Here is a 24042-nt window from a genome sequence, read left to right as displayed (position 1 = left end):
TGGGGGGCAGCGGGGTCCTTTCTCAGATGGGCGGGGTCGGGCGACCTTGCATGGCCTCCCACACCCGGGCCGGGGTGCAGGGCATGTCCATGTGGTGGATGCCGAACGGGGCGAGCGCGTCAACGACAGCGTTGACCACCGCCGGCGGCGAACCCACCGTCGCCGACTCCCCGATCCCCTTCGCGCCGATCGGGTGGTGCGGCGACGGGGTGACCGTGTGCCCGGTCTCCCAGTCGGGCACCTCCATGGCGGTCGGGATCAGGTAGTCCATGAACGACCCGCCGAGGCAGTTGCCCTGCTCGTCGAAGCCGATGAACTCCATGAGCGCCATGCCCACGCCGTCGGTCAGGCCACCGTGCACCTGGCCCTCGATGATCATCGGGTTGATCCGGGTGCCGCAGTCGTCCACCGCGATGAACCGGCGGACGTGCACCTTGCCGGTGCCCTTGTCGATGTCGACGACGCAGATGTAGGCACCGAAGGGGAACGTCAGGTTCGGCGGGTCGTAGCAGACCTCGGCGTCGAGGTTGCCGTCGATCCCCTCCGGCAGGGCGACCGTGCCGTGGGCGCCCAGCGCGATCTCCTGGATCGTCTTGCCCACGCTCGGGTCGCCCTTGACGTACCAGCGGCCCTTCTCCCACTCGAGGTCCTCGGGACGCGTCTCGAGCATCGCCGCCGCGATGGCCCGCGCCTTGTCCTTGATCTTGCGCGCGGTGAGCGCGACCGCCGCCCCGCTGACCGGCGTGGACCGGCTGCCGTAGGTGCCCAGCCCGAACGGCGTCTGGTCGGTGTCGCCGTGCACGACGTCGATGTCCTCGGGCGGGATGCCGAGCTCCTCGGCGACGATCTGGGCGAACGTCGTCTCGTGGCCCTGGCCCTGGCTCTGCACCGAGAGCCGGACGACGGCCTTGCCGGTGGGGTGCACCCGCACCTCGGCGCCGTCGGCCATGCCGAGGCCGACGATGTCCATGTGCTTGCGCGGCCCGGCGCCGACGGTCTCGGTGAAGAAGGCGACGCCGATGCCCATGAGCTCGCCGCGGGCCCGCTTCTCGGCCTGCTCGCGGCGCAGCTCGTCGTAGCCGGCCATCTGCATGGACAGCCGCATGGTGGGCTCGTAGTCGCCCGAGTCGTACTCCCAGCCGGTCTTGTTGGCGTAGGGGAACTGCTCGGGGCGGATGAAGTTCTTCAGCCGCAGCTCGGCCGGGTCCATCTCCAGCTTCGCGGCCAGGATGTCGACCATCCGCTCGACCAGGTACACCGCCTCGGTGACCCGGAAGGAGCAGGCGTAGGCCACGCCGCCGGGCGCCTTGTTCGTGTAGACGCCGGTGACCTTGCAGTGCGCGGCCTGCAGGTCGTAGCTGCCGGTGAAGATGTGGAAGAAGCCGGCCGGGTACTTGGTCGGCTGCGCGGTGGCGTTGAACGCCCCGTGGTCGGCCAGCACGTTCGTGCGGACGGCGAGGATCTTGCCTTCCTTCGTCGCCGCCACCTCGCCGGTCATGATGTAGTCGCGGGCGAACGAGGTGCTCATCAGGTTCTCGGAGCGGTCCTCGACCCACTTCACCGGCTTGCCGGTCACGATCGAGCCCACCACGGCCAGGATGTAGCCGGGGTAGATGCCGACCTTGTTGCCGAAGCCGCCGCCGATGTCGGGGCTGATGATCCGGATCTTGTGCTCCGGGATGCCGGCCACCATCGCGAACAGGGTGCGGTGCGCGTGCGGCGCCTGGGTGGTCTCGTAGAGGGTCAGCTTGCCGTCGATCGGCTCGTAGTCGGCGATCGCGCCGCAGGTCTCCATGGGCGCGGGGTGCACCCGTGGGTAGACCATCTCCTGCTTGACGACGACGTCGGCGGTGGCGAACACCGCGTCGGTCTCGGCGGCGTCGCCGGCCTCCCAGTCGAAGATGTGGTTGTCGGTCTGCCCCTCCTTGTCGTCGCGGATGACCGGGGCACCGGGGTCGAGGGCCCGGCGGGCGTCGACGACCGGCGGGAGGTCCTCGTACTCGACGTCGATCAGCTCGAGCGCGTCGCGTGCGGAGTACCGGTCGTCGGCGATGACGAAGGCGACCTCCTGGCCCTGGAAGCGCACCTTGTCGGTGGCCAGCACGGCCTGGACGTCGGCGGACAGCGTCGGCGCCCAGGCCAGGTTGAGGCCCTCGAGGTCCTTGCCCGTGATGACCGCGTGCACCTTCGGGTGGGCCAGCGCCTCGGTCGTGTCGATGGAGACCAGCCGGGCGTGCGCCATCGGCGAGCGCAGGATCGCGCCGTGCAGCATGCCGGGCAGCACGAAGTCGTCGAGGTAGTGGCCCTTCCCGCGGACGAACCGCGGGTCCTCCTTGCGCTGGATGCGGCCGAACCCGATCGGCCGGTCGGCTGCGGTCGCCGACGGGTTGGCGGGACGTTCCTCGACGGCGGTCATGCCGGCACCTCCTCGGAGGCTGCGTTGCTCTCGGTGGCCGGGTGGGCGGCGGCCCACTGGACCGAGCGGACGATGGTGGCGTAGCCCGTGCAGCGGCAGATCTGGCCGGAGATGGCCTCGCGGATCTCGGTCTCGTCGGGGTTCGGATTGCGGTCGAGCAGCGCGCGGGCGGTGAGCATCATCCCCGGGGTGCAGAAGCCGCACTGGAGGCCGTGCTCCTCCATGAAGCCCTGCTGCACGGGGTCGAGCGTGGCCCCGGTGGCCATGCCCTCGACGGTGCGCACCTCGTGGCCCGCGGTCATGGCCGCCAGGGCGGTGCACGACTTCACCGGCTCGCCGTCGACGAGGACGACGCAGGTGCCGCAGTTGCTGGTGTCGCAGCCCCAGTGGGTGCCGGTGAGCCCGAGCGTCTCGCGCAGGAAGTGCACGAGCAGGAGCCGGGGTTCGACGTCGCGGGTGACCTCGGTCCCGTTGACGGTCATCGTGACCTGCATCGTCAGCCTCCCTGGACGGCGGTGGGGTGGGCCGCGCGGTCGAGTGCACGACCGAGGACGCGGCGGGTGAGTTCGTCGGCGAGGTGCCGCTTGTAGTCGACCGGGCCGCGCTGGTCCTCGATCGGGGAGCTCGCCCGTGCGGCCAGCGCGGCGGCCTCGGCGAAGAGGTCCTCGCTCGGCCGCTGCCCGACCAGGACGGCGGCGGCCTCGGTGGCCAGCCCCTCGAGCCCGAGGGCGGTGAGGCCGATCGTGGCGTCGGCGACGGTGCCGTCCTCGGCCATCCAGAGGGCGGCGCCGGCGGCACCGACCGCCCAGTCGCCCACGCGGCGCTCGACCTTCTCGTACGCGCTGCCCATGCGCGGCCGGATCGGGAAGCGGACCTCGACGAGGAGTTCGTGCTGCTCGCAGGCGGTCTCGTACGGGCCGCGGTGGAAGTCGGCCATGTCGACGACCCGCTCACCACCCGGGCCGGCGATGACCACCTGGGCGCGGAGGACGTCGCACACGGTGGTCAGGTCCTCGGCGGGGTCGGCCTGGCCCAGCGAGCCGCCGATCGTGCCGCGGTTGCGCACCACCGGGTCGGCGATCACCCGCTCGGCGTCCTGCACGATCGGGAACAGCCGGCCGACGACGTCGGAGTCCAGCAGCGCGGCGTGCCGGGTCAGCGCGCCGACGCGCAACTGGTCGGGCTCCTCGGTGATGTGCCGCAGTTCGGCGACGTCGTTGATGTCGATCAGCCACTCGGGCCGGGCCAGCCGCAGCTTCATCATCGGCAGCAGGCTGTGCCCGCCGGCGATGACGCGGGACTCGGGACCGTGGCGTTCGAGCAGTTCGAGCGCGTTGCCCACACTGGTCGCCCGCACGTACTCGAACGGAGCCGGTACCTGCACGGGGCACCTCCTCACCGGTGGGCCCCGATTCTGGGGCCCAGGTGGCGCGACCCTTGCCCGTGACCCAGGTCACTGTCAACATCCTGATAACCAACTGGTTATGAGGCCATGCGATGACGTTCACCCAGCTCAGAACGTTTGCGCTCGTGGCCGAGCTGGGCTCGCTGCGCGCTGCCGCGGCCGCCCTCGGCGTCAGCGAGCCCGCGGTGTCGGCCGCCGTCGCGGCGCTGCGCACCGACCTCGGCGATCCCCTGTTCCGCAAGACGGGTTCGGGCATCGCCCTGACCCCCGGCGGCCGCGCGCTGGCCTCCCGCGCCCGCGAATTGGTGCGGCTGGCCGAGCGCACCCGGCGGGAGGTGGCGCACGCGACGTCGACCGGCCGGCTCCGGGTGCTCGCGACGGCGGCCTGTGCCGAGCACGTGGCCGGCGCGGTGGTCGAGGCGTTCACCCGCCGGGTGCCCCGCGCCGCGGTGGACCTGACCGTGGGTTCGGCCGACTGCGCGGCCGCCGCGCTCGCCGAGGACGAGGCCGACATCGTGCTCGGCCTGCGCCCCACCCCGTCGCCGGGTCACCTGCTGGAGGCGGTGCCGTTCCTCCGCTTCCGCCGGGTGCTCGTCGCCGCCCCGGGGCACCCGCTCGCCGCCCGGCCCTCCCTGTCCGCCGGCGACCTCGCCGGCCACCGGTGGCTGGCCGGGCCCGCCGGGATCGAGCCGGGCAGCGCGGAGGAGCGCTGGGCGTCGGCGCTCGACGGGCCGCCGGAGGTGGACGCGCGGGACAGCGAGGGCGAGGCGCTGACCGCCGCGCGCCGCGGGGAGGGCGTGCTGCTCGCCCTGGAGCACGCGGTGCGGGACGATGTCGCCCGCGGCGTCCTGGTCCGCCTGCCGGTCGAGGGCACCCCGGTGCCCGGGATGTGGTGGGCCACCGTGGCGGGCGGGGGTCGGGCACCGAGCGCCGCGCGCGCCTTGCAGCGCTTCCTCACCACGCCGGATGCCACCACGGCCCTGCTGTCACGCCCGCAGCGCCCGGCGCGGGCCCGCCCCACGGTGCGCGTGGAGCTGTGGAGCTGAGGCCGACCTAGTCCGAACCGGGTTCCGGCGTCGTCTCCCCGGCCGCGATCCGGTCCGACACCCGGGCACCCGGGGCCGACTGGGCTGCCCCCGAGCTGCCCGCCTCCGGGTCCAGTCCGGCGGACCGGTGACGCCCCGACTCCCCCTCGCCGAGCACGACCTGCCCTTCGGTCATCTCGGCATCACCTACGGCCTGCTCGACCGGCGCCTGCCCGGACTTCGCCTCGGCGCCCTGGTCGTGCACCTCCTCGACGGCGCTGCCGCGCTCGGCCACTCCGATGGCCTCGGCGACGTCGTCCCCGCTGCGGGAGTGGTCGGGTGAGGTGCCCTCGGTCCGTGGTGTGCTCACGGTCGTCCTCCGCATCGCCGGGAAGGTGTGTGGTCGGGAGTGTCGACCCGCCCGTCGCGTCGGGCAAGCGGGAGATCAGTCCTCCGCGTCGGCAAGTGCCTGCACGCGGGCGAGTGCACGGTCGAGGGCCTCGTCGGCGTCGGCGACCTCGCGGTCGGCCGCCGCGGTGCGCCGCTGCGCGCGCTTGAGGACGACGGCGGCCTCCGCCTCGGCCCGCTCGGCGTCGGCCAGCTGGTCGGCGAGCTCGTCCACCCGGGCCCGCAGCTCCGCGTGCCGCGCCTCCTGCTCCTCGGCGTCCCGGTGCTGTTCCTCCGCCGCGGCCTTCGCCTCCTCGACGGCGGCCCGGGCCTCCTCGGCGACCCGCTGGGCGTCGTCGAGCTCGCGACGGCGCTTCTCCTCCGCCGCCTTCCGCCGCTCCGCGCGTTCCCGCTCACGGCGCTCGGCGGCCGACTCCGTGGCCTCGGTGCGCCCGGCCGGCTTCCGGGGGGCGGCCGTCGGCTCCGGTCGCTTCTCGGGTTTGGGCGTCGGCACCAGCCGCAGGTCCGGCCGCGCCGTCGCCGTCCCGAGGCCGCTGTAGGACATCCCGGAGGTGAGCCGGCCGGAGAGCAGCGCCGCCCCCGCCTCCGGGTCGGCCAGCGCCGCGCGGAGCGTGTCCTCGACCTGGTCGGCGATCGAGGTGCTCACCCGGTGACCGTGATCCCGGGCGAGGCCGACGGCCTGCCGGGTGAGCGCGGAGATCAGCTTCGTCCGCTGCGCGTTGAGCGCGCGCATCTCCTCCCCGGAGAGCTTCTCCTGGGCCTCGCGGAGCAGCTGACCGAGCTCGATCAGGCCCTCGACCTCCGGCCGCTTCTCGCGCACGAGCAGGTTGCACACCCACGCGGCCGTCGACGGCTTCGGCAGTCCACCGATCGCCTTGACCAGCGCCCGGTCACCGGCCGCACGTGCGTCCTCCTGGCGGGCCGTGCGCAGGGCCATGAACTCGTCGGGCGGCACCGCGTACAGCTCGTCGGCCACCTCGTCCAGCTCCATGCGCCTCCCTCGACTGCGACGAACTCGTGGCGATCAGCAGCTGATCACCACGAGTTCGTAGCACTCGGGGCCGCGCGGGTCAGCAGTGGCGCGGCCCTTCGTCAGCAGCAGGTGCCGACCCGGGCGTCGGTCTCCGAGCCGTCGCGGCAGCAGGAGCCGTCGCCGTCGACGGCGGACAGCGCGAGCTCGGTCTTCCCCTCGAGGTCGGGGCGCGCGTCACCGGTCACGGTGTAGACCTCCCACGGCTCCCCACCGGGGCCGGTCACCCAGACCTTGTCCTGGACGGCGTAGCAACAGGTGGTGTTGTCCTCGACCCGGGTGGCCAGCCCCGCGTCGGCCAGCCGGGTGGTGGCGGCGGTGACCTCCTCGGTCGTCGGCACCTCGACGCCGAGGTGGTCCATCCGGGTGGTCTCGCCGGGCTCCCCCTCCAGCAGCACGAGCTTCAGCGGTGGCTCGGTGATCGCGAAGTTGGCGTAGCCGGGACGGCGCTTGGCGGGCACCGCGTCGAACAGGCGCGAGTAGAAGTCGATCGCGGCGTCGAGGTCGGCGACGCGGAGGGCGAGCTGCACGCGGGACACGGGAGGACCTCCTGAGCACGGGGATGCATCGACCGTTGTCGATGCACCAACGATGCAGCTGGCATCGACGCCTGTCAATACGTCTCGCCGAACCCGGCGTTCACCGGATGTTCGCTTGCGCCGGTCGCGGCCGGCGAGGTCTCATCAGCCTGTGCTGACAGATCAGGCGACGCTGATGGATCGGGCCGTGGTCCGCGCGCTCGCCGACCCCCTCCGGCTCCGGATCCTCGAGCTGCTGGCCGGCGAGCAGCTGTGCACCTGCCACCTCGTCGACGAGCTGGGCGCCACGCAGACCAACGTGTCGAACCACCTGCGCGTGCTGCGGGAGGCGGGGCTGGTCGTCAGCGAGCAGGCCGGCCGGTACACCTACCACCGGGCGGTCCCGGAACCGCTCGAGCGGCTGTCCGCCGGGTTGGCCGGGCTCGCGTCGCGGGCACGCCTGGCGGTGGCGGTGAAGCGTCCGTGCGGCTGAGCCTGCTCGCCCGCCAGGGCCTGGCGGAGTTCCTGGGGTCCGCCGGGCTGGTCACCGTCGTCATCGGCTCAGGCATCGCCGCGCAGCGGCTCTCACCGGACGACGTCGGCCTGCAGTTGCTGGAGAACGCGCTGGTCACGGGCGCGGGTCTGGTGGCGCTGATCCTCGCCTTCGGGCCGGTGTCCGGCGGGCACTTCAACCCGGTGGTCACGCTGGCCGATCGGTTCTTCGGCGGCGTGACCAACCGGCAGGTCGCTGTCTACCTGCCCGCACAGGTGGTCGGCGGAGCGGTCGGCGCGATCGTGGCCAACCTGATGTTCGACCTGCCGGCCGTCTCGGTCTCGACGACGGAGCGGTCGGCCGGCGGCCTGTGGCTCTCCGAAGCGGTGGCGACCTTCGGCCTGGTCGTGCTGATCTTCGGGCTGGTCAGGGCCGGACGCGCCACACTCGCCCCGTTCGCCGTCGGGGCCTACATCACGGCGGCGTACTGGTGGTCGTCGTCGACGAGCTTCGCCAACCCGATGATCGACCTCGCCCGGACCCTCTCGGACACCTTCGCCGGCATCGCGCCGTCGTCGGTGCCGATGTTCCTGCTCATGCAGTTCGTGGGCGGCGCGGCCGCGGTCGCGGTCACCGCGCTGCTCTACCCCCACGTCACCGCCGTCGCCGATGCCGTCGTCGTCCCCCACGACGGAACCGACGGTCGGGCACACGGTGCGCACCTCCCCGAGGAGTCCCGATGACCGATCACCCGCCGCTGCCCGGCCTGCTCGTCCCCGAGGCCTCGCTGCACCGCCTCGCCGACGACCTCGCGGCCAGGTTCACCGGCGTGTTCACCCGGGAGACGGTCGACCGGTACGTCTTCGAGTCCTACACGGCGCTGGCGCGGACGGCGCAGGTGAGCGCCCACCTGCCGGCGCTGACGGGGAGGTTCGCGACCGAGCGGCTGACCGCCCTGGCCCAGGCCAAGGGCGCGCTCGCGCACGAGGTGCCCGAGGTGCTGTTCGTGTGCGTGCAGAACGCCGGCCGCTCGCAGATGGCCGCCGGCCTGGTGACCCTGCGCGGCAGGGGCCGCGTGCACGTCCGCTCGGCCGGCTCGCAGCCCGCCGCGGCGATCGGCGACGCCGTGGTCGAGGCCATGGCCGAGATCGGCGTCGACCTCGCGGCGGAGTTCCCGAAGCCGCTCACCGACGACGTCGTCCGGGCCGCGGACGTCGTCGTCACGATGGGGTGCGGCGACGCGTGCCCGGTGTACCCCGGCAAGCGCTACCTCGACTGGGCGGTGCGTGACCCCGCCGGGCTGACGCTCGGCGAGGTCCGCGCGATCCGCGACGACCTCGACGCCCGCGTGCGCAGCCTGCTGGCCGAGCTGCAGCCCGCCGACAGCACCCCCTGACTCCCCGAGAGGCTCCCATGTCCCCCACGCCCAGCGTCCTGTTCGTCTGCGTGCACAACGCCGGCCGCTCCCAGATGGCGGCCGGCTGGCTGCGGGAGCTGGCCGGCGACGCCGTCGAGGTCCGGTCCGCCGGCTCGCTGCCCGGCGACCAGGTCAACCCGGCCGCGGTCGAGGCGATGGCAGAGGTCGGCATCGACATCTCCGACCAGCGCCCGAAGGTGCTCACCACCGACGCGGTCGAGGCCTCCGACGTCGTCATCACCATGGGCTGCGGGGACGCCTGCCCGGTCTTCCCCGGCAAGCGCTACCTCGACTGGGCGCTGGAGGATCCGGCCGGGAAGGGCGTCGACGCCGTGCGCCCCATCCGCGACGAGATCGAGACGCGCGTGCGCGCGCTCGTGACCGAGCTCACCGGCCGCTGAACATCACAGAACCGCAGGTGGCGGGCGCAACCGGGCCGCGATGACACTGGGTGCCGTGAACGGCACGACCCTCTCTCTCGCGTCCCCGCCGGCCGAACCCGACTCCCTCCACCGGCACCTGCTGCGCACGGCGTTGATCGTCGGCGTCCTCGGCGTCCTCCCGTTCGTCCTCGACGCCTCCGCCACCTGGCAGGTGCTCGGCACCCTCGTCTCCCTGGCGATGGTCACCCGGAGCGTGCAGCTGGTGTGGCGCACGGCCTTCAGCACCGATCCGCGCCACCTCGGCCGTTCCTGACCGACCCCGGAACGCGCAGCAGCCCCGGACCGCTCGCGCGGTCCGGGGCTGCTGGTGTCGGTGGCTAGCCGAAGATGACGACTCCGAGCACCGTCGCCACTGCCAGGCCGGCGATGACCGGGACGAAGCAGCGCCGTGCCAGCTCGACGGCGGGAACCCGGACGAAGCCGGCGACGGCGAGCAGCGAGGACCACGCGACCAGCGTCCCGCCACCGGACCAGATGTTGCCCATCTGGCCGATCGCGGCCAGCGTCGGGCTGCTGACCCCGGCACCCTCCGAGAGCGAGCCCGCCAGCGAGCCGGTGAGCGGCAGGCCGGAGAAGCCCGAGCCGTCGAGACCGGCGACGACGCCGACGATCATGATGCCGAACGCGGTGATCATGGCGTTGGCCGGCAGCTGCTCCTGAGCGGCGACCACGAGGTCGAACAGCAGGTTCGGCGCCTCCTCGCCCTCCGGGATCGACAGCACCGAGGTCGCGAACTCGCCGTTGCCGATGAAGAAGAACCCGGCGATCGGGAGCACGACGCCCATCGCCTTGAAGGCGAAGACCAGGCCGTCGACGATGTGGTCGGCCGCCGTCTCGAGGAACTTCGGACCGCTGCGGGTGAACGCGGCGCCGAACATGACCAGCACGGCGATCCCACCGACCAGTGCGGCGGCGTCACCACCCTGGAGGTCGGGCACGGACTCCGAGACGCTGGCGACGACCAGGTAGACGATCAGCGCCAGGTAGGCCAGCGGCACGAGCAGCGCGAACGCCTTGGAGGCGAACGGCTTCTCCACCGGGGTGATCGTGTGCTGCTCCGGCGGCACGGGGCCACCGGCCGGCGTGCCGATCAGGGCGCGCCCCTTGCTCAGCCGCGCGGCGATGACCTGGGCCTCGTCGCGGGGCTGCGCGCCACCGCCGACACCCACGAGTTCCCGCTGGCCCTCGTCGGACGGGCCGCCGCCGCCGGTGCCGTCGACCGGCAGGCCGCCGTCGAGGTCGTGCGCGTCCTGGCGGGCTTCCGCGTCGGCGCTGCCGCTGCGGCGGTCGGCCGCGTTCTCCCACTCGGCGAGCAGCTCGTCGGCAGGCCGCCGCATCTTGCGGAACTCCATGGCGTAGCCGATGGCGAGCGCCACACCGCCGACGATCAGCGAGAGCACCAGGCCTCGGTCGGCCACGACCGAGATGTCGGCGCCGGCCGTGGTGGCCGACAGCTGCGGGGCCACACCGATGATGTAGTCGGAGGACAGCGCCATGCCCTGGCCGGCGATGGCGATGGTGAACCCGACCGCGAGCGGGCGCAGCCCGGCGCGGATGGCCACCGGGACGAGCACGGCGCCCACGAGCGGAACGGCGGGCGTCGGCCAGAAGAACAGCGAGATGAAGTACGTGACGATGACCAGGGTCCAGAAGGACAGATGCCCGTTGCGCATCACCTTCCGGAACGGGGCCACCATCCGCTTGTCCGAGCCGAGTCCCTCCAGCGACCGGAGCATCGCCGTGACCATGGCGATGATCAGGAAGATGTTGAACAGGCTGGTCGCGGCCACGAGGCTGGCGTTGAACACCGAGGAGAGGCCGGTGGCCAAGCTGCCGGACCACACCAGAGCGGTGAGGAAGGTGGCGACCACGGCCGGCACCACGATGTTCTTGCGCATGACCATCGTGGCGAGGATGACGACCACCCCGGCCAAGAAGACCCAGTGCGCTGCTGTCAGTTGCATGGTTGCCCCTATACGGGAGAGCCCGATGTGATTGGGACGAAGGTGCTGGATCCGGCAGCACCCGTCCATGAGCGATGTGCACAGTGGCGTCGCTCACGAATGTGCAGGCTGCCGTAGGCCGGCCCGACACCCCGTGTAACGCTTTCATCCGTCAGGAGTAACGAGAGGACCACTGTGCCGGAGACGTCCACCGGGTCTGCACCCGCCACCCGGGCGACGTCCGCGGAACCTCTCGCGAGCGGGGCGACGTCCCCGCCTCCCGCCGGACGCGGCTGGCTGCTCGCCGCGCTCCTCGGTGCCACGGTGCTGGGCACCATCAGCAACAACATCGTCAATGTGCCGCTGCGTCAGATCATCGCCGACTTCGACGCACCCGTCACCCAGGGCGTCCTGGTCGCCGCGGCGTCGGTGCTCGTGCTCGCCGTCGCGATGCCCCTCACCGGGTGGATCAGCGACCGGCTGGGCCGCCGTCGGACGCTCGTGATCGCGCTCTGCGTGCTCCTCGTGGGCACGATCGGTGCCGCGACGGCGCCGAACCTGGCCCTCATGGTGGTCAGCCGGGGTCTCCAGGGCCTCGGCTGCGCGGCCGTCCCCGTCGCGGTGATGGGCACGCTGGCCCGCAGCTTCGCCCCGCAGCACCGCAACCGGGTCATGGGCGCGTGGGGCGCGGCCAACGGCATCGGGCAGGCCATCGGCCCGCCGGTGGGCGGCCTGGTCGCCGACGCGTTCGGCTGGCGCGCGATCTTCGGGGCCCTGATCCCGGTCACCCTGGGCGTGCTGATCCTGACGCTGCGGGTGGTGCCCCGCGACGCCGGGCACAGCACGCGCATCGACGGGGTCGGCGCCGGCTCGCTCACCGTCGGCGTCGCGTTGCTGATGACCGCGGCCACGGCGGCGCCGCAACCCGGCGTCCCCGGCTGGCTGCCGCTCGCCGGCGTCGTGCTGGGCCTGGCGAGCCTCGTCGTCTTCGTGATCGCCGGGCTGCGGCGCCGGGCGCCGTTCATCGACCCACGGCTCCTCCTGGAGACCCGCTGGCTGCGCAGCGCCACCGGCGTCTTCGTCCAGCAGTCCAGCCTCGCCGCGGTGCTGGTGGCCGTGCCGCTGTACCTCACCGGCGTCGCGGGGCTGTCGGTGTCGGTCACCGGTCTGCTGGTCTTCTCCCTGCCGCTGGTGTGGGCCGTCGCAGCGCCGCTCGTCGGCCTGCTCGCCGACCGGGTGGGGCCGCGCCCCGTGCTCCGCACCGGGCTCGCCCTGCTGGCCGCCGTCGACGTCGGCCTCGCGATCGTCCTGGGCGCCGGCATCACCCGGTTGGCCCCGGTGATCGTGCTGATGCTCGCCGCCGGCACCGCGATCGCCCTCGTGCAGACGCCGGCGCTCACCGGCGCCACCCGCTCCCCCGCCGGCCAGCGCGGCGCCGGCCTCGGGCTGTTCAACATGATGCGGTTCGTCGGCGCGGCCACCGGCACGGCCGGGGTGGCCGCCGCGTGGCCCGACGGCCTGCTGTGGTTGTTCGGTGCGTGCGCCGCGGTGGCCGTCGGCGGCCTCGTGCTGAGCTTCCTCGGCCGCGAGATCCCCGATGCTCCCGAGCCGGTGACGGTCGTCAGACCGGGCTGACCACCCGGTCCACCTCGGCCGTGGTGTTGGCCAGCAGGTCGAGGGTGTGCGCCAGCCACACGGCGAACTGGTTGTCCGCCTGCCGCAGGTCCATGCCCAGCAGCCGCGAGGCCCGGTCCAGCTTGTAGAGCATCGTGTTGCGGTGGATGTGCAGGTCGCGGGAGGCGGCGTTGACGTTGCCGCCGCTGGCGACGTAGGCCAGCACCGCCGACTCCAGGTCGCCGACGTTGGGATCCCGCAGCGGCGCCAGGATGTCGGCGGCGAAGGACCGCCCGGTGCGGCTGCCCGCGACGTCCTCCAGCACGGCATGCACCCGCATCTCCTGGTAGCCGCAGACCGGCGGCAGCCCCAGCCGCTGCTGCAGCCCGTGCGCCATGCGGGCCTCGCGGTAGCTGTCGGGGATCGCCAGCGCGCCCACGACCGGCCGCCCGTACGTGACGCGGATCGGGCGGCCGCCCTGGTCCTTGCGCTTGGCGAGGTGGGCGTGCAGCGCCGTGGCGTAGTCGCCGATGGTCGCGACGGCGGCCTCCGGGGTGCCCATCGTCCCGCGGCGGGCCGCCTCGCGGACGACGACGAGGACGTCGCCGACCATCGCCGCCTGGGTGTGCCGCTCCTGCTCGGGCAGCAGCCGGGCGGCCTGCACCGCCAGCTGCTGCAGGCGCGCCGGGGAGTCGGCGTCGCCGGGCACGGTCATGCCGGAGGCGATCAGCACGCCGAACCACGACCGCACCGGGAACTGGTAGTGCGCCGCCCGGGCGCTGATGTCCTCCAGCGTGGCGAACCGGCCGTGCAGCAGGCCGTGCACGAAGTCGCCCCGCGCCTGCTCCTTGGCCCGCTGCACGCTGCGCAGCCGCAGCATCTCGGTGCCGACGATCGGCGCGGCCTGCTCGACCAGCACCCGGTGCTCGGCGAGGTCGTGCGGATGCGGATCGTCGCTCTCCTCGAGCAGCAGGATCCACCCGTCGTGCCGCCCGCCGAGCACGATGGGGGTGACGACGCACGCCAGGTCCTGCTCGCCCAGCCGGATCTCGGCGATCCGCGGGTGCAGCTCCTCCGGAGCCTCGCCGGTGCCCAGCGCGTCGGCCTGCTCGACGAAGGCGCGGGCCAGGTCGGCCGGCTCGACCGTCCGCTGCTGCTGCTCGAGGGCGGCGAGCTGGCCCTGGCTGTCGAAGACGGCGACCGGGCGCTGCGACATGCGGGTCATCTGGCTGCACAGGGCCCCGAGCTCGGCGCCGCGGTAGAGCAGTTCCGCCAGCGCCCGGTGGACGGTCAGCCCGTACCGCAGGACGTGCGTCTCACGGGCGAGCGTGAGGTCGGCGACCAGCCGGTTGAGGACGGCGAAGGGCACCGCGTCGGTCATCGTGACGAGCGGGAGCTGGACGGCCGCGACCGCGTCGGCCGCCACCGGCTGGTGACCGTCGACGAGCAGCGCCGCCGCGCCGCGGGCGGCCAGCCGCTCCGCCGCCCGGGTGACGGTCACCTGCTCGGCGGCCAGCTCGTCGGCGTGGGCGTGGACGAGCACGCCGGACAGCGGATCCTCCTGCCGCGCGGCGACCGACCAGGGCACCACCCACTCGACCCGGGTGACCGCGCCCGTGCGCCCGGCGTGGATCCGCGCGCGGCGCAGCGCCGGCTCCTGGAGCAGGCGCGCCAGCGTCAGGGCGTCATCGGAGTACGCGTGCGGCAACGAAGCGCTCCTCGGTCACAGTGCACAACCATCGGCGGAGCCGACACTGCAGTCTCACCATTGCCCGGGCCGCCGTCCAGCCCCCAGGGTGAGAGAGCGCCGGCTCCCGCTCCGAGGAGTCCGGCTGTCGTCCGTCCCGGCCGTGCGCCGGAGGAGGAGTACCCCGTGCACCAGGTCTTCCGGATCACCCTCGACGACGCCCTGCCGGTCCTGCAGGCGGCCCGCGCCAAGGCCGAGGAGCTCGGCGTCAAGCAGACGATCTGCGTCTGCGACGACGGCGGCAACGTCATCGCCCTGCACCGCCTGCCCGGTGCCCGCCTCACGGGTGTGGAGATCTCGATCGCCAAGGCGTTCACCGCGGCCGGCCACGAGCGGGCCACGCACCTGTTCAACGAGCCCCCGAACGGCCCGGCCCTGCCGGGCAACGAGGCGTTCGGCATCTCCCACATGCTGCCGGGCAAGTTCGCCATCTTCGTCGGCGGCTTCCCGATCGTGCACGAGGGTCAGATCGTCGGCGCCGTCGGCGTCAGCGGCGGCAACGGCGAGCAGGACAAGGCCGTGGGCGCCGCGGCGCTGCAGGCCTTCGCCGACCACGTGGCGGCCAACCCGGTCGCCTGACCGCGCGCACCAGATCTGCACACTGGCCCCCTCCAGCGCGCTGAAGGGGGCCAGTGTGCAGATCTCGCCGGCTCAGGCGGGCTGTGTCACCGCGGCGACCAGTTCCACCTCGACCGGGGCGCCCGACGGCAGGGTGCGCACGCCGACCGCGCTGCGGGCGACCGCGCCCCGCTCCCCCAGCCGTTCGCGCAGCACCGCGGACGCGGCATCCGCGACCGCCGAGTGGGCGGTGAAGCCGTCGACGGCGGCGATGAACACGGTCATCTTGACCGCCCGCTCGATGCCGACCAGACCCACCGCCTCGACGAGCGCCGTGACGGCGTTGTCGGCCGCCAGGGCGGCCGCCTCCCGGGCGGCCGCGAGATCGAGCTCCCGGCCCACGACACCGTGCACGACGAGTTCGCCGTGCCGGCGGGGGGTCATCCCGGCGGTCCAGGCCAGGCCGCCGTGCACCACGGCGGGCACGTAGGCGCCCTGCGGGGGGACGGCGGTCGTGGAGACGTCAGACACCGAGCGCCACCCCGTCCATGCGCGGGTCGGCCGCACCGGCCAGCACCCCGCGCTCGTGGTCGACCGACACGACCAGGGCACTGCCCCCGCCGCCCCAGTCCCCGACGTCGCGGACGTCGTGCCCCTGAGCCATCAGCCCGGCGAGCACGTCGGCGCCCAGCCGGCTCTCGCACTGCAGCGTCTCCGGGGTGCCGAGCGCGTCGGCGTCGCTGCCGGGGTGCACGGTCGTGCGCGGCGCCGAGACCGCCTCCTGGGGGTCGAGGCCGCCGTCGACGAGGTGCGAGAGCACCTGCATGTTCCACTGCACCTGCCCGTCGCCACCGGGCGTGTTGCCCACGTGCCGCAGCCGTCCGGTGCCGTCGGTGGCGATCCAGGCGTTGAGCGTGTGCAGCGGCTTGCGGCGCGGCGCCAGCGCGTTGGGATGCCCCGGCAGCAGGTAGGCACCGCGGGCGAGCCGGTTGTTCAGCGCGATGGCGGTGTCCGGGATCGAGATGCGCGCCCCGAAGGTGAAGGCCAGGGAGGAGATCGCGCTGATCGCTCGGCCGTCGGCGTCGACGGCGACGCAGCTGGTGGTGTCGCCGGCGATGCCGGTCGGGGATCCGACGGACAGCGGCTCGCCCAGCAGCTCCGCGCGGCCCTGGGCCAGCTCCTCGGCGCCCAGCAGGGCACGCCACGCGTCGTTGTCGGAGGCACAGCGCTCGTACCGGTCCCGGAACGCCCGGCGGGCGGCCAGGGACAGCAGGTGCACCGACTCCGCACCCGACGTCGGCAGCCCGGTCAGGAGTCCGTCGAGCAGGCCGGCCTGCTGCAGCATCATCCAGCCCGGCGACGGCGGCGGCGTCTGGTGCACGGTGACGTCGCCGTACGGCGCGCTGATGGCGTCCTCGGCCGGCACGTCGCCGGCCAGGACCCACTCGTCCCCGGAGAACGGCGCCCCGCCCGCGCGCAGCAGGTCGACGGCGCGCTGGGCCACCTCGCCCTCGTAGAGCGCCCGGGGGTCGCGGGCCAGCAGCTCGATGCTGTCGGCGAGGGCGGCCGAGGCCAGCCGGTCGCCGACGGACGGGACCCGGCCGGCCGGCATCAGCCAGCGGGACAGGTCGGCGTCGGCGACCAGCGAGTCGGCGTGCTCGGTGATGTCGCGGCGGTTCTTGGCCGTGCACGGCATCCCGTCGCGGGCCGCCGCGGCAGCCGGCGCCCAGAGCTCCGCGAGGTCGCGGGTGCCGCCCAGGCCGTGCAGCGTCGCGAGGGCGCTGATGGCTCCGGGCGCGGCCACCGCCTGCGGCCCGGTCAGCGGGACCGCCGTCAGCCCGCGGTCCAGGTAGCCCTCGGCGGAGGCCCCGTCCGGCCCGAACCCGCTGCCGTTGACCGTCCAGACCCGGCCGTCGGGCTCGCGCACCACGGCGAAGAAGTCCCCGCCGATGCCGCACTGACCGGGCAGCGCCAGCCACGACATCGCGGTCATGGCCAGCGCCGCGTCGACCGCCGTCCCGCCCTCGGCGAGCACGCGCGCGCCGAGCTGGCTCACGGCGGGCGAGCTGCTGCTCACCATCCCGCCGGTGGCCAGGGCCGAGGTCCGCACCGGACCCCAGGCCGCCGGCCACTCCCCCAGGGCGCTCACACCGACGGCGGCTTGCGCCGCCGCGGGCCACCCTCCAGCACGTCGCGCTGGGAGAGCCCGACCAGCACCTGGCCGTCCTCCTCGCGCACCGGGTACGTGCGGATCGCCTCGGTGGCCGGCGGCTGGATCGGCTCGCCGGTCTCGAGGTCGAACACGCTGTTGTGGCACGAGCAACGGATGCCGTCGTCCTGCAGCTTGCCGGAGCTGAGCAGGCAGTCGAGGTGGGTGCAGTAGTTGCTCGTGGCGTAGGCCTTGCCGTCGAGGCGGGCCACCGCGAGCTCCATCTGCCCGTGCTCGGTCTCGGCGTAGAAGCGGCGCACGTAGCCGTCGGGCACCTGGCCGACGCGGCAGATGCGGACGAACGCGCACTCGGTGTTCGCCGAGGCGAGCTCTTCTTCGGACGCGGGATTCACGGACACGGTCTCCTCCGGGGCTGTCATGCGCTCAGGTAGACGGTCTTGTCGACCGTGTAGAAGGCCATCATCGACTCTCCGGCCTGTTCCTTCGACGTCTGGGTGCTGCTGTCCTTGACGCCGCCGAACGGGGCGTTCATGGCCTGGCCGGTGGTGGTCTGGTTGACCTTCACCAGCCCGGAGTTCACCCGCCGGGCGAAGGTCATCGCGCGGCCGATGTCGCTGGTCACGATGCTCGCCGACAACCCGAACCGGGTCGCGTCGGCGACCTGGAGGGCCTCGTCGAACGAGTGCACCCGCAGGACGGCGAGCACCGGGCCGAACACCTCCTGGGTGGCCAGCTCCGAGGCCGGGTCGACGTCGGTGAAGACGGTCGGCCGCACGTACAGGCCGTGCGCCAGGTCGCCGGCGGTGAGGTCCTGGGTGTCGTCGTCCGGGCCGCCGGCGACGAGCGTCGCGCCGTCGTCGAGGGCACGGGCCACGTAGCCCAGCACCGACTGCTGCTGCCGTTCGGTGGCCTGCGGGCCGAGGTCCACGCCGTCGGCGAGGCCGGGACCCACGCGCAGCGCCCGCGCCTTGGCCGCGATGCGGTCGACGAGCGCGTCGTGCACCGCGTCGTGCACGATCACCCGGCTGGTGCCCGTGCAGGCCTGGCCGGAGAGCCCGAAGGCGCCCTTGGTGATGAGCGTGGCCGCCCGGTCGAGGTCGGCGTCCTCCAGGACGACGAGCGGGTTCTTGCCGCCCATCTCCAGCTGGGTGCGCTGGCTGGCCCTCGAGACGCGGTGGATCGCCTCGCCGACGTTGGTGGACCCGGTGAACGTGACGGCGTCGACCCGCTCGTCGGTGACCAGGGCGGAGGCGACCTCCGCGCCGCCGTGCAGGACGGCGATCGCGCCGGAGGGCAGACCGCCCTCGACAAGTGCGTCCACCAGCCGCTGACCGAGCAGCGGGGTGACGTCGCTGGGCTTGAAGACGACGCCGTTGCCGGCGGCCAGCGCCGGGCCGAGCTTGCGCGAGGGGATGTTCAGCGGGAAGTTCCACGGCGTGATCGCCGCGACGACGCCGACCGGCGCGCGCATCGTGAACACCAGGCTGCCGTCGCCGGTGGGGAGCGTGACCCCCGCCGTGCGCAGCGCCTCACCCGCGTAGAACCGCAGGTTCATCGGCGTGCGCGAGACCTCCATGGTGGCCTCGGCGCGGGTCTTGCCCTCCTCGCGGACCAGCTCGTCGATCAGCTGGTCCTTCTGCCGCTCGAGCACACCGGCGGCGTTCTCGAGGACCCGAGCCCGCTGCTCGGGGCCGGTGTCGGCCCACTGCTGCCAGCCGGCCGAGACGGCGGAGACCGCGGCGTCGGCGTCCTTGGCGTCGGACTCGGGGAAGGTGCTGACGACCTCCCGGACGTCGGCCGGGTTGCGCCGCTCCTGGGTACGGCCGGTGACCGACTCGACCCAGGCGCCGTCGACGAGGTTGCGAACCGTGCGAGCGGTCATCAGACCGGCACCTCTTCCTGCTCCAGGAGCTCCTCCAGCTCGACCGACTCGTCGGCCAGCTGCTCTGCGGTCACGGGGATCTCCAGGTCCATCAGCTCGCGCGCGACCGACAGGTCCTCGCCGCGCTCGATCGAGGCACCGGCGACGAGCTGGCCGTCGCGCAGCCAGAACACGGTGCCCTCGAGGTCGGCGAGGCTGCCGCGCGTGACGACGACGTCGGAGGGGCGGACGCCGGTCATGCCGAGGCCCTGCACGTTCACCTCGTACTGGTCGGTCCAGAACCAGTGCGCGTCACCGAAGGCCGTCGGGCGCCCGGCGACGGTGGCCGCGATCGCCGCGGCCTGGCGCTGGGCGACGTCGACGTGCTCGACGCGGACCCGGCCGTACAGCGGGTGGTCGTGCGCGGCGACGTCGCCGGCGGCGAACACGGTGGGCAGCGAGGTACGGCCGTGGGCGTCGACCTCCACGCCGTTGCCGACGACGAGGCCCGAGGCCAGCGCGACGTCGGTGTTCGGCTCGATGCCGATGCAGACGACGAGGTCGTCGACGGTCTCGGTGCCGGCCTCGGTCACCACGTCGACGCCGTCGGCGCCGGGCCGGATCTCGCTGATCGGCCGGCCGAGGCGCAGGTCGACCCCGCGCGAGCGGTGCAGGCCGGTGACGGCCGCGCCGATGTCGGCGCCCATCGCGCGGGCCAGCAGCACCGGGTCGCGGTCGAAGACGACGACCTCGGCGCCGAGGGTCAGCGCCGCGGCAGCCACCTCGGTGCCGAGGAACCCGCCGCCCAGGACGCCGATGCGGCGGCCGGGCCGCAGTCGCTCGCGCAGCCGGTCGCTGTCGGCCAGCGTGCGGATGTGGTGGACCCGCTCCCCCTCGACGCCGGGCAGGCGACGGGGGCGGCCACCGGTGGCCAGCACCACGAGGTCGGCGGGCAACGAGGTGCCGTCGGCGAGGAGCACCGAGCCGGTGTCGGCGGCGATCCGCTCGACCGGGCTGTCGGTGCGCAGGGTGACGTCGTTGGCCTCGCACCACGCCGGGGTGAGCAGCCAGAGGCCGTCGTCCCCGCCGGTGGAGAGGCGCTCCTTGGACAGGTGCGGCCGCTGGTAGGGGCCGACCGGCTCGTCGCCGACGAGGACGACGGGACCGGCGAAGCCGCGGCGGCGCAGGGCGCGGGCGGCGGAGGCGGCGACGTGGCCGGCGCCGACGACGACGAGGGTCTGCTCGGTCACCGGGATCACCGCCCGACCGGGTGCGTCGAGGACTCGTTGGTGGTGGCCTGCCGCGGCGTGACCGGCTCGGGGGCGACGAGGATGGCGCCCTCCTCGGTGACCTGCACCGCGTAGGTGGCCTGGCAGCCGTCCTGGTCCTCGGGCTGCCCGGTGCGCGGGTCGAACTTCCACTGGTGGCCCGGGCAGATCACCTGGCCGTTGAGCAGCGTGCCCTTGCTCAGGGACCGCTCCTGGTGGATGCAGATGTCGTCGATGGCGAAGACCTCGTCGTCGACCAGGAAGAGGGCGATGGGGCAGCCCGCGACGTCGACCTGCTTGCGCTTGCGCCGGGCGAGGTCCTTCATCTCGGCGACGTGCACCCAGGAGGCGTCGGGCTGGTCGACGCCGGGCGCCGAGGTGGTGGCAGTGGGCTCGCTCACGATGGATCTCCGGTCGTGGTCGTGCGGGGTGCCGGCCGGGGGCCGGCGGTGATCAGGAGGAGAAAGCGGCCCGGGGGCCGCCGGGAACAGATCGGGGTGCCGGGCGCATGGCGCCCGGCACCCCGGATCGGTCCGGCGCTCAGGCCTGCGCGGCCTCGAGGTCGGGCGCGACGTAGGTGTCGTAGAGCGAGCGGGTGTAGGAGTAGCGCATCTCCGCACCCCACCGGACGAACTGCAGGCAGCGCTGCTGCAGCTCCACGGTGTTCGCACCCTCGAGCACGATCTGGTAGCCGCGCTCGCCGTGCACCACGTCGGAGGTGATGTGCAGGTCGAAGAACTCGATCTCGTCCTCGGTGAAGCCGTAGGTCTCGCGCAGCGGGACGATCTGCTTCTTGTAGATCTCGGGCACCTGGGACTCCAGGCCGACGACGAGGGCGGCCGTGGCGACGACGTAGTGCTCGCGCAGCGCGGTCGCGTAGCACCAGGCCTGCAGGCCCCGGGTCACCGCGTTGGCGTTGTTCGGGTCCTCGATCCGCTCCTTGGTCGTCCCGCAGGCCTCGCCGAAGCGGATGAGCAGGTCGGTGTGGCGGATGTCGGCCAGCTCCTCCTCGTACATGTTCTGGAGGAGGAAGTCCTTGGCGTCGGTCTGGGTGTCCGGGGTGTTGGCGTAGACGATGCCCAGGTAGTCGGCGAAGGGGCCGACGTACTGGTAGTGGTTCTCGGCCCAGCGAGCGAAGTGGTGCCGCTCGAGCTTGCCCTCGGCCCACGCCTTGCTGAAGGAGGCGTTCTTGGCCTCGCGGCCCTTGATGGCGTCCTGGAGGGCGGCGCGGAAGTCGTCGTGGTTGAGCAGTTCGGTGGTGGGGTTGAGCGTGGCGGTCATGGAATGCCTTCCCTGGTCGGGGCGTCGGCTCGGGTTCGTGGCTCAAAGTTAGGTGCGCCACTCCCTCACCCCGAGGGTCATCCTGCACACGTCTGCGGAAATTCCGTGTGCACAAGGACCAACGCTGCCGGGAACCTCCGACGGGGATCCTGCAACGGTGCCCGGCCCCTCCATGCCCTCAGCCCTGACCCCTGCCACCGCCGTCCCCGCGGCCTCGGCTCCCGCCGCCGATCCCGCCGCGCAGCAGGAGCTGCACCACCGGCGCGCGCTCCGTCTGCGGCAGTCGCTGGTCGTGACCCTCGCTGTCGTCAGCGGCGCGACCGACGCCATCGGTCTGCTCGCCCTCGGCGGCGCGTTCACCAGCGTCATGACCGGGAACCTCGTCATCCTGGGCGTCTCCGCGAGCTCGGCCGACGGCGCGCTGGCGATCGCGGCGGGGGGCGCGATCCTCGCCTTCTGCGCGGGAGCCGCCGTGGGTGCCCGGCTGGCCGGCAGCCCCACCGCCGGCGACCGGATCTGGCCCCGGCCGGTGACCGTGGGGCTGACCGTCGAGCTCGCGCTCATGCTCGCCTACGCGGCCGGCTGGTGGATCACCGGCGCCCAGCCCGGTCCGGTGATGTCCCTGGCCCTGCTGTTCTCCATGGCCGCCGCGCTGGGCATCCAGAGCAGCACCGTCCAGCGGTTCGGCGTCAGCGGGATGTCGACGACCTACCTGACCGGCACCCTCACCACCGTCGTCATGCGGCTGGCCACCGGGCGCGGCGTCCGCGAGGTGTGGCACAGCATCGAGATCCTGGTGGGTCTGGTCGTCGGCGCCGCGCTGGGCGGGGGGCTGCTCCTGATCGCGCCGCTGCTCGCGCCCGCGCTCCAGCTGGTCGCCCTCGGGGGCGTCGTCGTCGTCGGGGCGCTCGCCGGCCGCCGCATGTGACCCACCGCCCGGGGGTCAGTCCCGGCGGAGGAGGAACAGGAACGGGTTGGGCAGCCCGCGCATGTCCATGGCGCCGAGCAGCACGTCGGGGCTCACCCGGCGGAAGACGTCGATGACCGGCAGCGCGTCGTAGACCATCGCCGCGGTCAGCACGCCCCGGTGCTCGATGGTCCGCAGCCGCGCCTTCGGCTGCGTCGTCCAGAGCAGCGGGCGGAGCCCGGCGAACGCGGCACGGAAGACCCAGAAGTGGGCGAAGCCGGCGTAGTCGCGCAGCAGGGGCATCGGGAGCCAGCCGGGATCGACCGGGCGGGGTGCCCCGCTCCGGTCGCGGAACAGCAGCGGGTGGACCGACTCCTCGTCGAGGAACTCCTTGCCGTACCAGCCGTAGGCCTCGAGCAGCCCGTCGAGCGGCGAGCCGGTGGGCAGCCCGCTCCCCCGCCACCGGCCGATCAGCTCCCCGACGGACACGGCGGGCAGCGAATCGAAGAAGGCGAGGGCCTCGGCGGCATCCACCCCGTCGCCGTGCTCCGCCAGCCACTCCCGGGCCGGTACCACCCCGGTCATCCCAGGACCGGCAGCGTGCGCTTGGCGGCCAGCCGGTCCATGCCGGCCTGGATGGCGCGCTGCACCTGGTCGTAGATCTTCTGCACGTACGCCTCGTCCTGGACCCGGTCGGGGTCGTCGTCGACCTCGATCGGGTCGAGCAGCTCGGTGCGGATCTTGGCCGGCAGCGGCAGGTGCGCCGGCAGGATCTCGACGGCCAGCGGGAACGGGAAGCCGGAGATGATCGGCAGGTTCGAGCCGCGCAGCGTCTTCTTGAGGCCGAGCAGCTTGTCCACCGCGTTGGCCAGCCACTTGCCCTCCGACAGGACGAACACGGTGTCGTGCCCGCCGACGGTGGCCACCGGCAGGATCGGCACGCCGGAGCGGATCGCCTGCTTCACGAAGCCGGTGCGGCCGGCCAGGGTGGCGACGTCGCGCTTGCGCCAGCTGCGCATCGCGTCGACCTCGCCGCCGGGCCACACGACGACGTCCTCACCTTTCGCGAGGGCCTTGCCGACGCTGGTCCGGTTGGCGGCGATGACCCCGACCATCCGGAAGTAGTCACCGAGGCCGGGGCTGGCCATCAGGACGTCGTGTGCCGTGCCGTGCAGCACCCGCTCGCCCTCGAAGTGCTTGTGCCAGGCGTTGACCAGCGACCAGGCGTCCATGGTGAGCGCCCCGCCGGAGTGCACGCCGATCACCAGGCAGGTCTCGTCGGGCACCCGCTCCCAGCCGTCGACCTCGACGCGGAAGTAGTACTTGTCGAGCAGGTCGACGAACGGCTGCTGGAGCTTCATCAGCGTCTCGTTCGGCGGCTGCGGGTCCATCGCGGCGCCCACGCGCCAGGCGATCAGGCGCTGGAGGATGTTCTGCTGCTCGGCGTCGTGCTTCCCGGCGTCCTGCGTCGTGACGTTCTGGTCGGGCATCGTGCCTCCTTCGTCGCAGGTCCAACGCGGAACGGGGTGCGGAGGTCA

26 protein-coding genes are annotated in these 24042 nt (G+C 73.3%); 9 read left to right on the top strand and 17 right to left on the bottom strand.

Annotated elements, in window-relative coordinates:
• Positions 1 to 22 precede the first annotated feature (22 nt).
• From ABD644_RS04095 to ABD644_RS04085, 3 genes are read right to left on the bottom strand one after another with little or no spacing between them, the layout of a single operon-like run.
• Positions 23 to 2416, bottom strand: a complete 2394-nt coding sequence (locus ABD644_RS04095) for an aerobic carbon-monoxide dehydrogenase large subunit (RefSeq protein WP_344687280.1) — start codon at positions 2414 to 2416, stop codon at positions 23 to 25.
• Positions 2413 to 2910 carry a (2Fe-2S)-binding protein gene (locus ABD644_RS04090; RefSeq protein WP_344687278.1) on the bottom strand — a complete coding sequence of 166 codons (498 nt, stop codon included), beginning with the start codon at positions 2908 to 2910 and terminating at the stop codon, positions 2413 to 2415. Before ABD644_RS04090 ends, ABD644_RS04095 begins: the two co-directional genes overlap by 4 nt.
• 2 nt (positions 2911 to 2912) lie before the next feature.
• The gene (locus ABD644_RS04085; protein WP_344687277.1) at positions 2913 to 3800 is read right to left on the bottom strand and encodes an FAD binding domain-containing protein; all 888 of its coding nucleotides are present in this window, start codon (positions 3798 to 3800) and stop codon (positions 2913 to 2915) included.
• Between the two features lie 113 nt (positions 3801 to 3913).
• On the opposite strand from ABD644_RS04085, the gene ABD644_RS04080 reads away from it, so the two are divergent.
• Positions 3914 to 4867, top strand: a complete 954-nt coding sequence (locus ABD644_RS04080; protein WP_344687276.1) for a LysR family transcriptional regulator — start codon at positions 3914 to 3916, stop codon at positions 4865 to 4867.
• A 7-nt stretch (positions 4868 to 4874) separates the two neighbouring features.
• On the opposite strand, the gene ABD644_RS04075 is transcribed toward ABD644_RS04080, so the two are convergent.
• The 3 genes from ABD644_RS04075 to ABD644_RS04065 form a co-directional block, all read right to left on the bottom strand.
• Entirely contained in the window at positions 4875 to 5216 is a 342-nt protein-coding gene (locus tag ABD644_RS04075) for a hypothetical protein (protein WP_344687275.1), read from the bottom strand.
• Positions 5217 to 5291: 75 nt separating this feature from the next.
• On the bottom strand, positions 5292 to 6245 hold the full coding sequence (locus ABD644_RS04070) for a hypothetical protein (protein WP_344687273.1): 954 nt from the start codon (positions 6243 to 6245) through the stop codon (positions 5292 to 5294).
• A 101-nt stretch (positions 6246 to 6346) separates the two neighbouring features.
• Positions 6347 to 6823 (bottom strand): ArsI/CadI family heavy metal resistance metalloenzyme, encoded by a 477-nt coding sequence (locus ABD644_RS04065; RefSeq protein ID WP_344687272.1) that lies wholly within the window; start codon positions 6821 to 6823, stop codon positions 6347 to 6349.
• Between the two features lie 175 nt (positions 6824 to 6998).
• Here ABD644_RS04065 and ABD644_RS04060 point away from each other — a divergent pair, with 175 nt between their 5' ends.
• From ABD644_RS04060 to ABD644_RS04040, 5 genes are read left to right on the top strand one after another with little or no spacing between them, the layout of a single operon-like run.
• Entirely contained in the window at positions 6999 to 7295 is a 297-nt protein-coding gene (locus ABD644_RS04060) for an ArsR/SmtB family transcription factor (protein ID WP_344687271.1), read from the top strand.
• Positions 7286 to 8038: an aquaporin gene (locus ABD644_RS04055; RefSeq protein ID WP_344687270.1), complete on the top strand. Its 753-nt coding sequence runs from the start codon at positions 7286 to 7288 to the stop codon at positions 8036 to 8038. The genes ABD644_RS04060 and ABD644_RS04055 overlap by 10 nt, the downstream gene beginning before the upstream one ends.
• Positions 8035 to 8691 (top strand): arsenate reductase/protein-tyrosine-phosphatase family protein, encoded by a 657-nt coding sequence (locus ABD644_RS04050; protein WP_344687269.1) that lies wholly within the window; start codon positions 8035 to 8037, stop codon positions 8689 to 8691. The genes ABD644_RS04055 and ABD644_RS04050 overlap by 4 nt, the downstream gene beginning before the upstream one ends.
• 17 nt (positions 8692 to 8708) lie before the next feature.
• Complete coding sequence (locus tag ABD644_RS04045) at positions 8709 to 9113, top strand: arsenate reductase ArsC (RefSeq protein ID WP_344687268.1); 405 nt, start codon at positions 8709 to 8711, stop codon at positions 9111 to 9113.
• A gap of 55 nt (positions 9114 to 9168) precedes the next feature.
• Positions 9169 to 9408, top strand: coding sequence for a hypothetical protein (locus ABD644_RS04040; RefSeq protein WP_344687267.1), 240 nt, complete (start codon positions 9169 to 9171; stop codon positions 9406 to 9408).
• Positions 9409 to 9472: 64 nt separating this feature from the next.
• Here ABD644_RS04040 and ABD644_RS04035 read toward each other — a convergent pair whose 3' ends face one another.
• A complete protein-coding gene (locus tag ABD644_RS04035; protein ID WP_344687266.1) occupies positions 9473 to 11119 on the bottom strand; it encodes a hypothetical protein in 1647 nt (548 codons plus the stop codon).
• Positions 11120 to 11422: 303 nt separating this feature from the next.
• Here ABD644_RS04035 and ABD644_RS04030 point away from each other — a divergent pair, with 303 nt between their 5' ends.
• Complete coding sequence (locus ABD644_RS04030) at positions 11423 to 12733, top strand: MFS transporter (protein WP_344687265.1); 1311 nt, start codon at positions 11423 to 11425, stop codon at positions 12731 to 12733.
• On the opposite strand, the gene ABD644_RS04025 is transcribed toward ABD644_RS04030, so the two are convergent.
• Positions 12720 to 14420, bottom strand: a complete 1701-nt coding sequence (locus ABD644_RS04025) for a PucR family transcriptional regulator (protein WP_344687264.1) — start codon at positions 14418 to 14420, stop codon at positions 12720 to 12722. The two genes, ABD644_RS04030 and ABD644_RS04025, sit on opposite strands and share 14 nt — an antisense overlap.
• 165 nt (positions 14421 to 14585) lie before the next feature.
• Between ABD644_RS04025 and ABD644_RS04020 the strand changes: the two genes are divergently transcribed.
• On the top strand, positions 14586 to 15038 hold the full coding sequence (locus ABD644_RS04020; RefSeq protein WP_344687263.1) for a GlcG/HbpS family heme-binding protein: 453 nt from the start codon (positions 14586 to 14588) through the stop codon (positions 15036 to 15038).
• Positions 15039 to 15110: 72 nt separating this feature from the next.
• Here ABD644_RS04020 and ABD644_RS04015 read toward each other — a convergent pair whose 3' ends face one another.
• The 7 genes from ABD644_RS04015 to ABD644_RS03985 all read right to left on the bottom strand — a co-directional run bounded on the left by ABD644_RS04015 (position 15111) and on the right by ABD644_RS03985 (position 21597).
• Positions 15111 to 15548 (bottom strand): RidA family protein, encoded by a 438-nt coding sequence (locus ABD644_RS04015; protein WP_344687262.1) that lies wholly within the window; start codon positions 15546 to 15548, stop codon positions 15111 to 15113.
• Positions 15541 to 17166 carry a gamma-glutamyltransferase family protein gene (locus ABD644_RS04010; protein ID WP_344687261.1) on the bottom strand — a complete coding sequence of 542 codons (1626 nt, stop codon included), beginning with the start codon at positions 17164 to 17166 and terminating at the stop codon, positions 15541 to 15543. The genes ABD644_RS04015 and ABD644_RS04010 overlap by 8 nt, the downstream gene beginning before the upstream one ends.
• Positions 17163 to 17579, bottom strand: coding sequence for a Rieske (2Fe-2S) protein (locus tag ABD644_RS04005; protein ID WP_344687260.1), 417 nt, complete (start codon positions 17577 to 17579; stop codon positions 17163 to 17165). Before ABD644_RS04005 ends, ABD644_RS04010 begins: the two co-directional genes overlap by 4 nt.
• 23 nt (positions 17580 to 17602) lie before the next feature.
• Positions 17603 to 19069, bottom strand: a complete 1467-nt coding sequence (locus ABD644_RS04000; RefSeq protein WP_344687258.1) for an aldehyde dehydrogenase family protein — start codon at positions 19067 to 19069, stop codon at positions 17603 to 17605.
• Positions 19069 to 20298, bottom strand: coding sequence for an NAD(P)/FAD-dependent oxidoreductase (locus ABD644_RS03995; protein ID WP_344687257.1), 1230 nt, complete (start codon positions 20296 to 20298; stop codon positions 19069 to 19071). The genes ABD644_RS04000 and ABD644_RS03995 overlap by 1 nt, the downstream gene beginning before the upstream one ends.
• Positions 20299 to 20303: 5 nt before the next feature.
• Positions 20304 to 20717 carry a Rieske (2Fe-2S) protein gene (locus tag ABD644_RS03990; RefSeq protein WP_344687256.1) on the bottom strand — a complete coding sequence of 138 codons (414 nt, stop codon included), beginning with the start codon at positions 20715 to 20717 and terminating at the stop codon, positions 20304 to 20306.
• A 139-nt stretch (positions 20718 to 20856) separates the two neighbouring features.
• Positions 20857 to 21597: an iron-containing redox enzyme family protein gene (locus tag ABD644_RS03985; protein ID WP_344687255.1), complete on the bottom strand. Its 741-nt coding sequence runs from the start codon at positions 21595 to 21597 to the stop codon at positions 20857 to 20859.
• Between the two features lie 157 nt (positions 21598 to 21754).
• Between ABD644_RS03985 and ABD644_RS03980 the strand changes: the two genes are divergently transcribed.
• Complete coding sequence (locus tag ABD644_RS03980) at positions 21755 to 22525, top strand: DUF1275 family protein (RefSeq protein WP_344687254.1); 771 nt, start codon at positions 21755 to 21757, stop codon at positions 22523 to 22525.
• A gap of 15 nt (positions 22526 to 22540) precedes the next feature.
• Here the strand turns inward: ABD644_RS03980 and ABD644_RS03975 are convergent, their stop codons facing one another.
• Both ABD644_RS03975 and ABD644_RS03970 read right to left on the bottom strand, forming a co-directional pair.
• On the bottom strand, positions 22541 to 23089 hold the full coding sequence (locus tag ABD644_RS03975) for a DUF4334 domain-containing protein (RefSeq protein ID WP_344687253.1): 549 nt from the start codon (positions 23087 to 23089) through the stop codon (positions 22541 to 22543).
• The gene (locus tag ABD644_RS03970) at positions 23086 to 23994 is read right to left on the bottom strand and encodes a lysophospholipid acyltransferase family protein (RefSeq protein ID WP_344687252.1); all 909 of its coding nucleotides are present in this window, start codon (positions 23992 to 23994) and stop codon (positions 23086 to 23088) included. The genes ABD644_RS03975 and ABD644_RS03970 overlap by 4 nt, the downstream gene beginning before the upstream one ends.
• Positions 23995 to 24042 lie beyond the last annotated feature (48 nt).

Source organism: Blastococcus jejuensis, from assembly GCF_039534705.1.
In the GTDB taxonomy this organism is placed as follows: Bacteria; Actinomycetota; Actinomycetes; order Mycobacteriales; family Geodermatophilaceae; genus Blastococcus_B; species Blastococcus_B jejuensis.
The sequence above is the reverse complement of the archived record's forward strand: the minus strand, read 5'-3'. Positions and strand labels throughout refer to the sequence as shown.